Source organism: Kitasatospora sp. LaBMicrA B282 (assembly GCF_050325825.1).
GTDB lineage: Bacteria > Actinomycetota > Actinomycetes > Streptomycetales > Streptomycetaceae > Kitasatospora.
On sequence record NZ_JBNQTI010000009.1, the window covers coordinates 93013 to 108339 of the forward strand.

Consider the following 15327-nt stretch of genomic DNA (forward strand, 5'->3'; position numbering starts at 1 on the left):
GCCGCAGGTGCAGTCCGGGTCACGGGGGGTGGGGGTCACTGCCGCTCCTGGTCGCTGGTCTGGCGCTCGGCCGGTACTCCGGGGCAGATGCTGACCTCGTCGGTGCTCCAGGCGCGATGCGCGATGTGCGGGCCGGGGTTGTTGCAGGGTGTGTGGTTGGTTCGGACGCCATCGAAGGTGGTTCTCCTCAGGCGTTACGGATGGGGCAGGCAAAGATCAGCCGCTGCTCGCCGCGATGGTGGTGGGCGGCTGCCCGAAGCACCGCTGGCCAGCCGGTTCGGGTGCAGGCCAGCAGTGCCGTGGAGGTGCAGGTCAGGTGGTGGTGATCCTGCTCATCGTGCGTATGTCCGCCAGGGCGAGCCGCAAGCGGGTGGCTCGTGGGACGAGCGCACGCGAAACGGCTGGTATTACTGGAGCATGCAGGAAGAGACCGCACGCTTCGCGATCGACACATTCATCTCCGCGTTCAACGCCTCGGACGACAGCTATGTGACTGCCCTGCTCCCGCAGGCCCTGACCTCAGACGTGGTCTTCTGGGGGCCGTTGGGTCGCAGCGAAGGAATCGGGGCGGTCGAGCGGTTCGTGCTGGACATCCGGCGCCACCCGGCGGGGACCGGCACGATGGTGCGCTGCTCAGCGGTGGACATGCCTGGCGAATGGGCCCGGTACCAGTGGGTCTTCACCACGCCTGATGGAGGCCCCCGCCTGGCGGGAACGGATGTCGTCCATCTGCGGCGGAGCCTCATCGACCAGATCATCGTCTTCGCGGGGGAGATCGAGCCGTTCGCCTCCTGAGTCATCCTTCTGTCGCTGTCAGTCCCCTGAACTTGCCAGGTCTGCGTTCGGGGGCTGCCGTTCGAGGTTGGCCCGGCCGCGGTGGTCTCCTCCATCGATGCCCCGTCTCCGCACTGGCCGGGTGCGGCACCGTCAGAACGAACGAGCACCTGGTGCCGCGCCGAGCCGTGCCCATCCCAGGCCCGGGCCCCCGGCGGCGCCATCGCAGGGCTCAGGCGACGCCCGTCGGAGAAGAGCCGGCAGGTTCGTCTCCGTACGTCCGGTGTGGTTCCCCAAGGTGCCGGGCGCGGGCGCCGGCATCACCGCCGTGCTCAAGTGCCGTTGCAGCACACTGCTTCACCTGATCGCTTACCACAGCGCCAACCACCACCCGAAAACCCGCAGTGGTCCTGTTGAAGAACAACGATGTCGCCGTGATCGTGGACTTCGGACCCCCACACCTGGGTACCTCGCCTGGGAGATCGTGCGTCTTGGCTACGACCCCAGGAGCGCCCTGTCCAACGGTGTGGAGAGCTGGCTCAAGGGATGCACCGACCTCACCCACGCCTATCGAGACGCCAACCCCACGGCGCCCGCAGACGACCTCCTGTCCTCGCTTCGTGTCGGCTGCGCGGCCATGCTCTGCGCGACCTTTCCGTTGTCGGCACCAGTGGAACGACCGCACATCGTCGATGCCGCACTCGAGTCCTACGCGCGGGCACGGCACGAGGCAGCCCTGATGCTGCTGGACCAGCTACCTGTCTTGGAGGAGGCCCTACGTGACACCCGCCACCCGCGGCTGCTGGTGCGGGCCGCCGTGCGCCAGCCGACACGCCGCCCAGGTCCTCCCGACGGGGGAATCCCCACCGAGCCGCCCACCATCACGCCGATCCGGCACTAGGGTGGCCGAGTGAGTTCCCAAGTGCCCATGAAGGAACGGGCCTTGAGCCCGGAACGGATCGCCCGGATCGGGCACGAGATGCAGGTGGCCTGCTCCGGACCCACGCCCTGAAGTCCGCCGCAACCGGTGCCCTCACACCGGGTGGCTACCACCTCGCGCTCCAGGTCAAAGGCCGACGCCACCCGCCAGCACTGCTTCGCATCACCAGGGGGGCCGGACGGGCTGACCCGGACAGCGCCGCCTCACCCTTGGTGCTCCGTCATGGAGCCGGCTCCGCCATGCCCTTGTCCTGCGCCGCCGACCGCCCGAACAGGAGCTTCGCTTGTCGCCCGTTGAGTCGATCACTCCCGCCACTCCCGTCCGCCTGCAAGGCTGTCGCCACGGACGCGGCCGACTCTCGCCTGTCGTGCTGAGCCATGCGTTCGGGGCGGACGGCCGGTGACCGAGAAGGGCAGCACTTCGACTCCGTTCGCTGCGGAGGCCCATGCCCGATCCGTCTTCGCGGCCGGGCTCGCCCGGGAGCCCGGCGTCCACGACCGGGCGGTCGTCCAGGCGATGGCCCGGGTGCCCCGGCACCAGCTGATGCCGCGGCTGTTCGCGCCGCTCGGCGATGCCCGCCCCGCCCGGTGCTGGCGCCTGCTCGACTTCGCGGACGAGCCCGCGCAGCACCTCGCCGTCTGCTACGGGTGGGACCAGGTGGTCGTGCAACTCGACGGCCGCCCGACCGGCCCGCTCGCGGCCGGGCGCGAGTACACCGGCGTCCCGAGCGGGCAGAGCTCGGGCGCCGGCCTGCTGGCCGTCACCCTCCAGGACCTCCGCCTCGCTCCGGGCGACCGGTGCGTGGAGCTCGGGGCGTGCACCGGCTACCTGAGCGCGGTCGCAGCCGACCTGACGGGCCGGCAGGCGACCGGCGTGGAGATCGACCGGGAGCTGGCACGCGACGCCGCACAGCGGCTGGCCGCGATCGGCGCCGACGTGCGACTGGTGGTCCGGGACGGGTTGCGCGGACTACCCGAAGGCCCCTGGGATGCGATCGCCGGCTCTTTCGCCGTCCGGCACATCCCCGCCTCCTGGCTGCACCGCCTCGCCCCGGGCGGGCGGCTGCGCACCACCATCACCACCGGCGCGCCCGGCTGGCACGCCACCGCGCTCGTCCACCGCGACGAGCACGGAGCGCTGACCGGGCGGCTCGCCGCGGAGCGGTGGGGCCACGTGCCGGACCGGGCCGGCGGGTGGATCCCGCTGCCGCAGCCGCCGGCCGGCAGCGGGCGCAGCCGCTCTGCGGTGCTGGCACCGCCCGAGCCGGCCGAGCGCGGGCTCTGGGTCGCACTCGCCCACTCCCTGCCCGGGGTGCGGCGGCACTGGAGCGCTCCCGGTTTCGACGACGAGGTGGTGCTGGTCGCCCCGGACGGGTCTCGGGCCGCCATCGCACGGGACGGCTCGCGGTCCGTGGAGTGGGGGCCGCGGAGCCTGTGGGCGGAGGCCGAGGAGCTCCACGCCCGCTGGACGGGGGCCGGCGGCCCGGCCGAGTACCGGCTGGAGTTCACCGGCCCGGTGCAGCGGGTGGTCGGCGGCCCGGGCCTGAGCTGGGAGCTGCCGATCGGCTGACCGCCACCGAGCCGCGCTGCGTGCCGATGTCCGCCGCGCCGCGCCCGATTCGCCTGCTGCCCACCGGGTAAGGAAGGTTCCCGATGCCACCGAACCCCGTCCGCCCGGCCACACCCGAGGACGCCGAGGAACTGCTGTGCCTGCGCGTCGACGTCCTGACCGGCCAGCCGGCCACCGACGCCTGGCGTACCACCTTCCTGGCCGACATGCGGGCCCGGCTCGGCACCGACCCGCAGCTGCTCGCCTTCGTAGCCGACAGCGGGGACGGTGTGCTGGCGGCGTGCGCGATCGGCGTCGTCTACCGGGGCTACGAGGGCCCCTTCTACCCCGGCGGCCTGTGGGGCCGGGTCCACACCGTCGTCACCGATTCGCGCCGCCGCCGCGAGGGGCTGGCGGAGGCCGTCACCCGGGCGCTGGTCACCACGCTCCAGGACCGGGGCTGCTCCTCGGTGGAGCTGATCGCCACCCCGGAAGGCCTGCCGCTGTACGAGAAGCTCGGCTTCGACCCCGCCGCCCGCTACCTGACGCTGCGCCGGCCCCTTGCGGCGGCCGGCACTGTCCAGCCCGGGGTTGCGGGAGGGGTGGCGTGAAGCGGCGCCGGCGCGAGGCGGCCGCGGTGGGCGAATCGTCCCCGAGCGAGCAGTTACTGTTCGGCGGTCCAATGCGCTACGACGGCGGGTTCGTGCGTCACGAGGACGCCGGCGCGCAGGCCGGCCTGTGGTCGGTGGCCCGGCAGATCCCCGGCATGCTGCGCCTGGCGTCGGCGCTCGCCTGGCGGGCCGACCGTGCGGCCCTGGTCGGGGTGGTGCTCGCCGAGGTAGGCCGCGCCGCAGCGGCAGCGGTTTCCCTGGTCGCCGTCAACGCCGCCCTTGGGCACCTGTTCGCCTCCGCCGATGCGACCGGTGCGCTCCGTGCGGTGCTGCCCGCCGTGCTGGTGGCCGGCGCCGCCGCCGGGGCCGGTGCCGTGCTCGCGGCCGTGTCCTCCTGGGGCACGGACCGGCTCAGCCCCCGGATCCAGCGCACCGCGACCGTCACCCTGCTGGACCGGGCCCAGCGGGTGGAGATGGCCGCCATGGAGGACCCGCTCTTCAACCGCCTGCTGGAGTCGGCCCGGTTCGGCATCAACTCGATCCACCGGCTGACCACCGAGTCGGTCTCGGTGCTCAGTACCCTGCTCTCGATGGCCGCCACCGGCGGGGTGCTGTTCACCCTGTCCCCGCTGCTGCTGCCGCTGCTCGTGCTGATCGCGGCCCCCCGCGGGTGGGGCGCGGCCATCACGGCCAGGCGCCGGCGTACCTCGGTAATGGCCTGGCTTCAGCATCTGCGGGCCTCACAGCTCATCGCCCAGCTCCTCACCCAGACCTACACGGCCGCCGAGATCCGGGTGCACGGCGTTGGCGGCTTCTTGTTGCATCACTTCGAGCAGATGGCTCTGGCCTCGGACGCGGAGCAGGCCCGGCTGGCCGCGGCCGCCGCCCGAACCAAGATCGCCGCCGCGGCCGCCTCCGGCCTCGCCCTCGTCGCCACCTTCGGCCTGCTGGGCCTGCTGGTTTCCACCGGGCACCTGGCCCTCGCCGCCGCAGGCACCGCCGTTGTCGCGGTGCGCACCGGCGCCGCGAACGTCAGCGGCCTGCTCGGCAGCGTCAACCAGCTCTTCGAGGAAGCGCTGTACGTCGGCGACCTGCAGACGCTCACGACCGAGGCCGACGCCCGGGCCATCCCCACCGGCGGAGCCGACCTGCCCGAGCGCCCCGACGCCATCCACCTGGAGGACGTCTCGTTCACCTACGCCGGCCGCACCGCGCCGTCGCTGGACAAGGTCACCCTCACGGTGCCCACGGGCCGGATCGTAGCCCTGGTCGGGGAGAACGGCGCTGGCAAGTCCACCTTGGCCCGGCTCCTGTGCGGGCTGTACCGGCCGGACAGCGGCACCATCCACTGGGACGACGTCGACACCGCCACCGCCGACCGCGCGCAGCTCTTCGCCTCCACCGTGCTGCTCCCGCAGGACTTCTTCCGCTGGCCCCTCACCCTGCGGGCGATCGTCACCACCGGCCGGCCCAGCCACCACGACGATGCCCGCTCCCTCGCCGAGGCCGCCGAGTTCGCCGGGATGGAGGCCCTGCTCCAGCAGCAGGACCGCGGCTGGGACACCCTGGCGGCGAAAGGCTTCGAAGGCGGAGTCGACTTCTCCGGCGGCCAGTGGCAGCGGATCGGCACCGCCCGCACCTACCTGCGGGCCACCACGGCCGGCGCCGACGGGCGGCGCCCGTTCCTGGTCATCGCCGACGAGCCGACCAGCGCGCTCGACCCGGCCGCGGAGGTGCGCGCCTTCGACAACCTGCGGCGCCTGGCCGGCCAGGGGGCGACCGTGCTGCTGATCACCCACCGCCTGGCCGCCAGCGCCTCGGCCGACCTCATCTACGTCCTGAAGGACGGCCGCCTCGTCGAACAGGGCACGCATGAGGAGCTGATGGCCGCCGACGCCGACCAGGCGGCCGCGGGCAGCTACCGCACCGCCTACCTTCTCCAGGCGCAGCAGTACGCCACCCAGCTCCCCGGCCCGCGCCCCACCGCCGAGCCGGCTGAGCGGGGCGACCGGTGACCTCCCGGCCGCGGTGCTGGACCGCGACCGGAGGGGCTGTCAGTCCCTCCTGGCATCGTCACCCATTGAACTTGATCGGATACGAGTCGTGATGGAGGGGGGTGTGCCGCACGGCCCGGCCGCCACCGCGGACTCCTGCGGGCGACCGGCCGGGCCGCAGAGATTCCGCAGCCGACCCGCGCGGTCGGCTGCCTGTCGACGCTCCCGTCCCGAGAGAGGTTTCGCCGTGTCCCCCTCCCGCACCCACAACCACGACCTCGTCCAGGCCTACCTCGCGTTCCACCCCGGCGAACGCGACCGCCTGGCGCCGCTGCTGACCCTGCTGGACGCCGGCCAGGAGCCGACGAGCCGGGCCACGCTGCCCGCGCACGTCACCTGCAGCGCCGTCGTCATCCGCCCCGACCTGACGGTCCTGCACATCCACCACAAGGCCACGGGCCTGGTGATCTGCCCCGGCGGCCACGTCGAGGAGGGCGACGCGACGCTGCTCGGCACGGCGCTGCGCGAGGTCCACGAGGAAGCCGGCATCCCGCCGGGCGCCCTGTGCATGACCCCGCAGACCCTCGCCGTCCCCCTCGACATCGACATCAACGACATCGACCCCAACCCGGCCAAGGGCGAAGGCGCGCACCAGCACTTCGACTTCCGGTTCGCCTTCTGCCTCCTACCCGGCCAGGCCGACGTCGTACTCCAGACCGAGGAGGTCACCGGCGCCGAATGGCGCCCCCTGGATCAGGTGGCCTCGCCCTCGCTGCGCGCCAAGCTGCTCGCATCCGGGATCACCGGCCAGGCGGAGCCCGTCAACGCCTCCGCTTTGATCCACGACGGCGCCGGCCGCTACCTCCTCCACCTACGCGACAACCACCCCGGCATCTGGGCGCCGGGCGAGTGGTCCCTGCCGGGAGGCGGCCGCGAGAGGCAGGACGCCACGCTGACGGACACCCTGCTGCGCGAACTCGCCGAAGAAGCCCCCGACCTGGCCCTGGCTGATCTTCAGCCCTTCGCCGTGGAGTACGCCACCGGCGTCGACGGGCTGTGCGTGCCGGTCCAGATCTACACCGGCCGCTGGAACGGCGACCCCGACACCGTGGACCTGCACGAAGGCGTCATGCTGCGCTGGTTCACCCCGGACATGCTGCACCGGCTGCTGCTGCGCACCTCCACGATCGAGCTGGTGCACCGTCACGCCGCCCAGCACCCGACCGCCGGCCGGCTGGTGAGGTCGCCCGGCAGCCAGGCCGTACGCGCCGTCGTCGGGGTCCACCTCTACCTGGAGGACGACCAGGGCCGGGTCCTGCTCGGGCGTCGCCACCCGAACTCGGCCTTTGCCGCGGACACCTGGCACGTCCTGGCCGGGCACTGCGAGCAGGAATCGGCGATCACGTGCCTGGTCCGGGAGGCGATGGAGGAAGCGGGCCTGGTCATCGACCCCGCCGACGTGCAGTTCGCGCACGCCGTCCACCTCGTCGACGCACCCGGTGCCCAGCCGAGGCTCGGCCTGTTCTTCCGGGTCCGCTCCTGGAAGGGCATGCCCGAGCTGCGCGAGCCCGACCGGTGCACGGCCTGGCAGTGGTTCCACCCGCACGCCCTGCCCGAGCGGCTCGTCGCCTACACCCGGGCCGCGATCGACGGCATCCGGGCCGGCCAGACCTACACCGAGCTCGGCTGGGAATGAGCCCGCACGCCCGGCCGGCCGGTGCCGGGTCCGCCACCGGCGATGGGCGCGCCGTCCTGACCTGCCCGCTGCGCCGCACTGATCCCGTGACTTCGACCCCAACCTGGAGTGCCCCGTGACTTCGACCCCAACCTGGAGTACCCCGTGACCGAGACCGACCAGCATCCGCCCTTCGACCTGCTCGCCGACGCCGCGGCCGCCGGAATCCAACGCCCGGCCGTCTCGGTGCTGCTCGTGAACCGCCGCGGCCAGCTGCTGCTCGTGCGCCGCGCGCCCACCACGCTGCTGGGCGGGCTGTGGGAGCTGCCCGGCGGTGGCGTCGAGGCCGGCGAGAGCGTGCTGGACGCCGGCCGGCGTGAACTCCGGGAGGAGACCGGCATCACCGCGGCCCGGTTCACCGCCTACCTCGGCTCCGACGACTACACCAACGCCCGCGGGCTGCTGGCCCGGGAGTTCGCCTTCGCTGCGGTCGTCGACCACAACCCGCACGTCGTCCTCAGCGCCGAGCACGACCAGCACCAGTGGGTGCTGCCCGCCGAGCTGCCCGACCGGCTCGCCGACCACGAGCGGGACCTGATCGCCCGCCACGCTGCCCAGCCCAAGCCCTACCCCGGCTACCAGCCGCTGCCCGCCTACCTCGCGAGCATCCCGGCCGCCCCGATGTGGGGCGCGCTCTTCTTCACCACCACCACCGGCGAGGCGGTACTCCTGCGCTCCACCAACCCGCTCAAGGGGCTCCAGTACCCGGGCGGGGACATTGAGTTCACCGACCCCACCCCGCTCCACACGGCGGTACGCGAGACCTAGGAGGAGACCGGCATCCGCCTTGCCCCCGCCCCGGAGCTGCTGCCGCTGCTGGCCACGGTGGTCGAGCAGCCCCGCGCCGGCTGGCCGACCAAGGTCGGCTTCGTCTTCTCCGGCGGGGTCCTGAGCGCGGCGCAGCTCGCCGAGATCCGCCTCGACCCGCTTGAGCACGACGAGGTCGTCACCGTCTCCGAGGCCGGGCTGAAGCAGCTCGACGACCCGCACGCCCACGATCTGACGCTCGCGGTCCTCAACGTGCTCCGCACCGGCGTCCCCGCCTACGTCGTCCGCTGACCGCCCGCCCGAACCGAGGAGAACTGTGACCGACACCGCCGAACCGGACCCCGACCTGCCGGCCTTCGTGGCCGAGCGCGCCTCGGACGCGCTGATCCACCTCTCCCCTGGCCGGAGGTGGGGCAAGGACCACCCGGAGGGCGAGGAGACCCTGCCCGAGGCTGCCGCTCGCGAGCTAGCCGAGGAGCTCGGCTGCGGCACAGGCCCGGGCGCCGACACGGCTTCCAAGTCCGGGGCGGGCGCATGACCGCCCGCGTTCCGGGCCGGGGCCACCGGCGATCGGCTACCTCGCCCTTGGTCGGCAACCGCCCCGCGCGCCTGGAGCAGTGGGAGCGGCTGCGCTCCGGAGCCGGGCGGATCGGGGACCAGCGCCACCGGGAGCTGATGCAGGAGATCATGCGAGGACTGGCCGACGCGGTCAACGTCCCCGGCGGCTACTGGATCGCGGGATCGGATCCCCGGGCTGGCCAGCACGCGGTCGTCGGCGACTGGCCGCTGGACGAGCTCGCCGACATCCTCATTGCGACCGACGGCGTCTCGGTGGCCGTTGACAAGTACGAGGTCCTGACGTGGACCCAGATCGCCGGCCTGTGCCGCACCGAGGGTCCCGAGGCCGTTCTCAACCTCGTTGAGGAGGCCGACGCGAGCGACCCCTTCGGCCGTCGCTGGCCGTGGGCCAAGCCTTCGGACGACAAGGCCCTGGTCCACCTCCAGGTGACCGCGTGACGGGCGCGGACGCCGCTCCGGGGGCGGGCCGCTGATACCGCCACCCGCCCCCGGGGCGGTGCTCGGCCGTCCGGCCCCGGCGACCGCCTCCACCAGATCGATCACGTTGACCGCCCTCCCCGAGGAGCCCGCCCCCGTGCCCACGGACCCGTCCGCGACCGTACCGCCGCGCCACCAGGAACCCGTCGATGTCCATCTCCTCCTGCTCCGGGACGGGCTGGCTGGCCCCGAGGTGCTGCTGTCCCGCCGCGCCGGCCACGTCTACGCGGCAGGCATGTGGCACCTGCCGTCCGGGCACCTCGACGGCCCGCACGAAGACGTCGTCACCGCGCTGATCCGCGAAGCACTGGAGGAAACCGGCGTCAGCATCGACCCGGCCGACGTCCGCCACGCTGTCACCGTGCACCACCGCAGCCCGGCCGGCGGCGCCCGGATCGGGATCCTGTTCGAGGTCCGGCGCTGGAGCGGCGAACCCCGCATCATGGAGCCGGCCGTGTGCGACGCGATGGACTGGTACCCGCTCGCCGAACTGCCCTCCCCGATGGTCGCCTACTGCCGGGCCGGACTCGACGCCTACCAGGCCGGCCGGCAGTTCGCCCTCCACTTCCAGGAGCCGGGCGACCCGATCGAGTTCAAGCCGACGGCGGACCGGCTGCACCTGGTGCCCTCCGCCGACGTCTCCCCGCAGGCGCCCGACCGCCAGGTGCGGGAGTTCGCCGAGCAGGCGGTGGGGCGCATCACCGGCTGGACCGACACCTCCTGGGAACGGGAGGGCAGCCGCGTCTGGCGGGCGCGCGGCGCCGAGGGCGGCGAGTGGTTCGTGAAGATCCACCAGAGCGACCGTTTCCACCAGCGCGAGGTGACCGCCTACCGGAGCTGGGTGCCGGCGCTGGGAGCGGCCGCGCCCCGCCTGGTGGCCGCCGACCAGGAGCTGAGGGCCATCGTCATCACCGCGGTGACCGGCCACTCCCTGCACGGCGCCGTGCACCCGCCCGGGGAGCAACAGCAGATCTTCCGACGCATCGGGGAACTGGCTGCCGCGATCCACCGCAGCCTCCCGGCGCAGCCGAGCGACGGGGCGCCAGCGGCGCTCGGGAAGCTGGAGCGACACCTGGATGCGGCCCGCGCCCACCTCGCCACCGGCGACGAGGACTTCGTCCGCCGGATCACGGCGAAGGCCGACCAGCCGGCGGACCTCGACCTCGTACCCACCCACGGCGACTTCCAGCTGCGCAACCTCCGCTGGGACCACGCCGCGGCCACCCTGTACGTGATCGACTTCGAGCGCTCCGAACCGGGCCCGGCGATCAGGGACTTCGTCCGCCTGTCCGACGCCTGGGCCGGACGCCCGGACCTGTACGAGGCCCTGATGGCCGGCTACGGCAGGCAGCTCTCGCAGGCCGAGGAGGAGCACCTCGCCGTCCACCAGGTCCTCGACGCCGTTTCCGGCATCCAGTACGGCATCGCCCACGGCGACCCCGAGCTCGTGGAACGAGGCCGCCGCACCCTGGCCCAGCAGCGCGCCACCCGCAGTGGGTCCCCGATCGCGACGCCCGAGCCGTTCCGCTGAGTGACCCGGGCTCGACCGGCCCGGTAACGACCGACACCCAGAAGAGGAGCAGCAACGTGGGGTACATCCGGCAGGAGCAGTGGGAGCAGCACTACGCGGACGGCCTGGGCTTCAGGCCGCTCGGCGCCGTCGAGCGGGAGCTGCTGGCCGCGCACGTCCCGGCCCCTGAGGGCGGCGGACGGGCGCTCGACGTCGGCTGCGGCACCGGCGAGCTGGCCGTCCACCTGGCCTCCGCCGGCTACACCGTGGACGCCGTCGACTTCGCCGACAGCGCCCTGGCCCGGGCCCGCGAAGAGCACGGTGACGTCCAAGGCGTGCACTGGCTCAGCCTCGACATCGAGCGCGACGACCCGGCCCCGCTGCACGAGGACGGGTACGACCTGGTCGTCATGCGTCTGATGTACCCGTTCCTGCACGACCGCGGCCGCGTTCTGCACAGCCTGGGCGAGCGGCTGCGCAAGGGCGGTGCGCTCGTCGTCATCACCCCGCTGGTCGAGCACACCCCGGAGGACCGGCGCGCGATCGCCCTGAACGAGGATGAGATCGCCCTGGTCACCAGCGGCTGGGAGACGGCGCAGCAGCTGGACGTCGACGGGCTGGCCGTCCTGGTCCTGCGCGGCCCCTGCCACGCCGACGCCCGGGCGGTGGAGAAGTCGCCGACCACCGGGCACGCCCTGACCGGGGCGCTGGCGATCGTCACCGACGCTGCCGGGAGGGTCCTGCTCGGCCGCTCCCGGCGCGGCATGCTGGAGCTGCCGGGCGGAAAGAACACCGGACCGGAGGGCTTCGCAGCCACCGCGGTGCGCGAACTCGCGGAGGAGACGGGCCTGGTCGCGGGTCCAGGCGACGCCCACGTGCTGACCATGCTCCTCGACGACAGCCACGGCGTACCCAGGCTCACAGCGGTCGTCCGCATCACCAACTGGAGCGGGGAACTGGCCGTCAAGGAGCCGGCGCTGTTCGACCGGTGGGAATGGCTCGACCTCCACTCCCTGGCCTGCGCCGGCGACATCTTCGTCCCGGCAGCCGCAGCGCTCGACGCTGTCTGGCCCGGGGTCATCCCCACCCCGCCCGCCGTGACCGCCTACCCCCTCGCGGTCGACCAGCCCTCCGTTCCCGGGGAGCCGGCCCAGGCCGTTCGGCTGCGCGAGGCGATGACGCAGACGGTCATCGACGGCGGCTGGGCCACCGACGAGCGGGTCCAGGACGCGCTCCGGACGGTGCCGCGCCACCGCTTCGCCCCCGAAGCCGACCTGGCGACCGCGTACGACGGCGGGGACCGGGCCGTCACCACCCGGCGCGACGAGACCGGGAGGGCGATCAGCTCGGTCTCCGCGGCCTGGCTCCAGGCCGACATGATCCGCAGCCTGGATCCGGCACCGGGCGCCATCGTGTTCGAGGCGGGCTCCGGTGGCTACAACGCAGAGCTGCTTGCCCACGTCACCGGGCCCCATGGACGCGTGGTCACCGTGGACATCGACCCGTGGGTGGTCCGCCGCACCCGCCGGTTCACCACGGAGGCCGGCAGCGGCCGGGTCACCGCGGTCGAGGCGGACGCCGCTGTCGGCGCGCCCGCGCACCTCGTACCGCGCGGCGGCTTCGACGCCAGCGTGATCACCTACAACTGCTGGGACATCGCCCCGGCCTGGCGCGAGCAGCTGGCCGAAGGCGGCCGCCTGGTTCTGCCGCTCGAGATCGGCGGCTACACCCGGGCCATCACCTTCGAGCGACGCGGACAGGTGCTCCACGCGCGCGGCTTCACCTACTGCGGCTTCGTCCGTGACCAGGGACAGCAGGCCCGTTCCGTCCCGTCCGTCGACCTCCTCCAGGGCGAGCTGACGCTGCGCTTCGAGCACGGCACCGCCCTGCCCACGCAAGGAGTGGAGGACGCGCTGCGTGGGCCGCGGCACGAGGCCGCCACCGGCGTGACCATGGGGGCCAACAGCTACTTCGGCTCGCTCCAGCTGTATGTCGCCACCACGCTGACCGGCTTCTGCCGGCTGGCCGCCCACCGAGACCCGGCGGATGGCGTCACCGAGATCGCCAAGGGGCAGGATGTGCCCGCGATCCTCGGCGAGGCCTCCCTGGCCTACCTGACCTACGTCCAGACCCGGGACGGCGATCGGCCCGAAGACAAGGAATGGGCGTGGATCGTCCACGCCTTCGGCGACCAAGGGCCCCGGCTCGCCGAGCAACTGGTAGCAACAGCGCAGGCCTGGGACTCCACCGTGCGCGCCGACGACAACAGCAAACACACCGAGCCGGTGCTGACCGCCTACCCGGCCGGCACCCCCGACGGCCTGCTGCCCGTGGGCCACGTACTGGACAAGAAGCGCTGCCGACTGGTGTTCCAGTGGCCGAGCCACACCGAGGCCCTTCCGCCGACCACCAGGGACGAGCAGGTCATGCAGAACGGCGACTGATCCACAGCGGCCCCCCACCCCGCTGATCGCCGACCACGCCGGCGCACACCGCTGCGCCCTCACCGCTGCCGGACCCCGACGGCCCTGCGTCCCTTCGGGGTTCGGCAGCACTACCCACTGGCCCAGGAGACAGTCATGCCCCACCTACCGAGCCTGCTTGCCGTGGCCGCCCACCCGGACGACGAAGTGCTCGCTTTCGGCGGCGTCCTCGCCCAGCACGCCGCGGCGGGAGCGCGCACCGCGGTGGTCACCGCCACCTGGGCCTCCGGCACCCACCGCGCCGTAGAGCTGGCCGACGCCGTCAGGATCCTCGGAGCGGGAGAGCCGCGGCTACTCGGGTACGCCGACCACCGCGTCCCGGACTCCTCCACCGGCCCGCGGCTGTGCGATGCGCCGCTGGACCGCGTGGTCGGGGACATCGTGCGGCACATCCGATCGTTCCAGCCCGAGATCGTGATCACCCACGACGCCTACGGTGGCCTCACCGGGCACCCGGACCACCTGCAGACCCACCGCGCGGTCGTACTCGCCGTAGGCGCCGCAGGGCTCGAACACCTCTACCCGCAGGCCGGAGCCCCCTGCCAGCCTGCAGTGCTGTACGCGGCCACCCACCCCCACTCGGCGGTCGCGGACCTGGGCCCGCTGCTCACCCGGGTGAACAAGTCCGTGCTCAGCGTGCCGGACCAGCTGGTCGACGTGGCCGTCGACGTACGCCCCTGGCTGGACACCAAGATGGCCGCGATCATCGCCCACCGCAGCCAGGTCGAGCGGGAAAGGCCCCTGCCCGGAATCCTGGCTCGCCTGCCCGAGCCGGAGAGAAACCAGATCATCGGCACCGAGTACTTCACGCGTATTCACGCCCGTCCCGCCCCCGGCCGGGCAACTAGGGTCTGTTGCGAAAGTGCTGGTCACAGCCACTCATTGATGGCTGCGACCAGCACTGTTGCTTCGTAGCGGACGGCCAGTTTGTCGTATCTCGTGGCCACCGCGCGGTGTCGTTTCAATCGGTTGATTCCGCACTCGACGGCGTGGCGCTTCTTGTAGTCGTCCTTGTCGAAGGCCGGTGGCCGGCCGCCTCGGGAGCCGAGTTTCTTGCGGTTGCGGACCTGGTCGGCCTTCTCCGGGATGGTGCACTCGATCCTGCGTCTGCGCAGGTAGGAGCGGTTCGCGCGGGAACCGTAGGCTTTGTCGGCGCGGACCTTGTCGGGTGTGGTGCGTGGTCGTCCGGGACCGGTGCGCGGGACGCGGATGCGTTCGAGGACGGGCTGGAACTGTGGGCTGTCGTGCCGGTGCCCGGCGGTGACCAGCAGCGACAGCGGCTTCTGTCCCTGCTCGATCGCAAGATGGATCTTCGTGGTCAGACCGCCACGGGAGCGGCCGAGGTCGTGGTCGTCGGGCTCGGTGTCGATTCCGCCCGGCGGCTCGCGCTGTAGAGCCCTTTTTTGCGCGCGCCGGCGGCGTGCTGGTGGGCGCGGCAGACGGTCGAGTCCACGCTCACGTCCCACGTGATCAGGCCCTGCGCGTCGGCTTGGACCTGCAGTTGTTCCAGGATCCGCTTCCAGGTGCCGTCGCGCTGCCACCGGCGGAACAGGTCGTAGACCCGGTCCCAGGGGCCGTAGCGCTCGGGGATGTCGCGCCACGGTGTGCCCGCACGGGTCCGCCACCGTATCCCGTCGATCAACTGCCGACGCGTCCACGTCCGCGGCCTGCCCGCCTTCTTCCCCACCGGCAGCAAAGGCTCCAGCCGAGCCCACTGCCGGTCCGTCAGATCCCCTCGCGCCACACCATGATCATCGCAACTCAAGATCCACTTTCGCAACAGACCCTAAGGGCTGTCCCGCAATGATCACCTTCGGCTGTCCGCGTGGCACCGTGGACTCCGGAGGGGGTTGAATGCCGGGGTGACGGACTGGACGCAGGTGGTCGACGCCCACGGGGCGAGCGAAC

Annotated in this window: 14 protein-coding genes; 13 read left to right on the top strand and 1 reads right to left on the bottom strand. The window is 72.7% G+C overall.

The features are described 5' to 3' along the window. Positions 1–417: 417 nt before the first annotated feature. The 13 genes from ACQRUO_RS05045 (at position 418) to ACQRUO_RS05105 (ending at position 14334) form a co-directional block, all read left to right on the top strand. Positions 418–795 carry a nuclear transport factor 2 family protein gene (locus ACQRUO_RS05045; protein ID WP_428314484.1) on the top strand — a complete coding sequence of 126 codons (378 nt, stop codon included), beginning with the start codon at positions 418–420 and terminating at the stop codon, positions 793–795. Between the two features lie 262 nt (positions 796–1057). Beyond that, positions 1058–1675 carry a hypothetical protein gene (locus tag ACQRUO_RS05050; RefSeq protein ID WP_428314485.1) on the top strand — a complete coding sequence of 206 codons (618 nt, stop codon included), beginning with the start codon at positions 1058–1060 and terminating at the stop codon, positions 1673–1675. Between the two features lie 438 nt (positions 1676–2113). After that, a complete protein-coding gene (locus tag ACQRUO_RS05055; protein ID WP_428314486.1) occupies positions 2114–3283 on the top strand; it encodes a protein-L-isoaspartate O-methyltransferase family protein in 1170 nt (389 codons plus the stop codon). 83 nt (positions 3284–3366) lie between these two features. After that, complete coding sequence (locus tag ACQRUO_RS05060) at positions 3367–3873, top strand: GNAT family N-acetyltransferase (RefSeq protein ID WP_428314487.1); 507 nt, start codon at positions 3367–3369, stop codon at positions 3871–3873. After that, the gene (locus ACQRUO_RS05065) at positions 3870–5888 is read left to right on the top strand and encodes an ATP-binding cassette domain-containing protein (protein ID WP_428314488.1); all 2019 of its coding nucleotides are present in this window, start codon (positions 3870–3872) and stop codon (positions 5886–5888) included. The genes ACQRUO_RS05060 and ACQRUO_RS05065 overlap by 4 nt, the downstream gene beginning before the upstream one ends. 226 nt (positions 5889–6114) lie before the next feature. Next, on the top strand, positions 6115–7563 hold the full coding sequence (locus tag ACQRUO_RS05070) for an NUDIX domain-containing protein (RefSeq protein WP_428314489.1): 1449 nt from the start codon (positions 6115–6117) through the stop codon (positions 7561–7563). A gap of 144 nt (positions 7564–7707) precedes the next feature. Further along, the gene (locus ACQRUO_RS05075; protein WP_428314490.1) at positions 7708–8370 is read left to right on the top strand and encodes an NUDIX hydrolase; all 663 of its coding nucleotides are present in this window, start codon (positions 7708–7710) and stop codon (positions 8368–8370) included. Between the two features lie 57 nt (positions 8371–8427). Continuing rightward, positions 8428–8661: a hypothetical protein gene (locus tag ACQRUO_RS05080; RefSeq protein WP_428314491.1), complete on the top strand. Its 234-nt coding sequence runs from the start codon at positions 8428–8430 to the stop codon at positions 8659–8661. 25 nt (positions 8662–8686) lie between these two features. Next, on the top strand, positions 8687–8908 hold the full coding sequence (locus tag ACQRUO_RS05085) for a hypothetical protein (RefSeq protein ID WP_428314492.1): 222 nt from the start codon (positions 8687–8689) through the stop codon (positions 8906–8908). Between the two features lie 47 nt (positions 8909–8955). After that, positions 8956–9387 carry a hypothetical protein gene (locus ACQRUO_RS05090; protein ID WP_428314493.1) on the top strand — a complete coding sequence of 144 codons (432 nt, stop codon included), beginning with the start codon at positions 8956–8958 and terminating at the stop codon, positions 9385–9387. A 136-nt stretch (positions 9388–9523) separates the two neighbouring features. Continuing rightward, positions 9524–10957, top strand: coding sequence for a phosphotransferase (locus ACQRUO_RS05095; protein ID WP_428314494.1), 1434 nt, complete (start codon positions 9524–9526; stop codon positions 10955–10957). Positions 10958–11013: 56 nt separating this feature from the next. Further along, a complete protein-coding gene (gene fxlM, locus ACQRUO_RS05100; protein ID WP_428314495.1) occupies positions 11014–13380 on the top strand; it encodes a methyltransferase, FxLD system in 2367 nt (788 codons plus the stop codon). 135 nt (positions 13381–13515) lie between these two features. Then, positions 13516–14334 (top strand): PIG-L deacetylase family protein, encoded by an 819-nt coding sequence (locus ACQRUO_RS05105; RefSeq protein ID WP_428314496.1) that lies wholly within the window; start codon positions 13516–13518, stop codon positions 14332–14334. On the opposite strand, the gene ACQRUO_RS05110 is transcribed toward ACQRUO_RS05105, so the two are convergent. Continuing rightward, a protein-coding gene (locus tag ACQRUO_RS05110; protein WP_428314497.1) for an IS5 family transposase occupies positions 14289–15163 on the bottom strand; the annotation gives its coding sequence in 2 pieces (ribosomal slippage) (positions 14289–14782 and positions 14782–15163; 876 coding nt in all). The genes ACQRUO_RS05105 and ACQRUO_RS05110 overlap by 46 nt on opposite strands. Positions 15164–15327 lie beyond the last annotated feature (164 nt).

Bases quoted from the DNA above. Each gene is read 5' to 3' on its own strand.
- ACQRUO_RS05105 (WP_428314496.1), top strand. From the start codon at position 13,516: ATGCCCCACCTACCGAGCCTGCTTGCCGTGGCCGCCCACCCGGACGAC.
- ACQRUO_RS05060 (WP_428314487.1), top strand. From the start codon at position 3,367: ATGCCACCGAACCCCGTCCGCCCGGCCACACCCGAGGACGCCGAGGAA.
- ACQRUO_RS05045 (WP_428314484.1), top strand. From the start codon at position 418: ATGCAGGAAGAGACCGCACGCTTCGCGATCGACACATTCATCTCCGCG.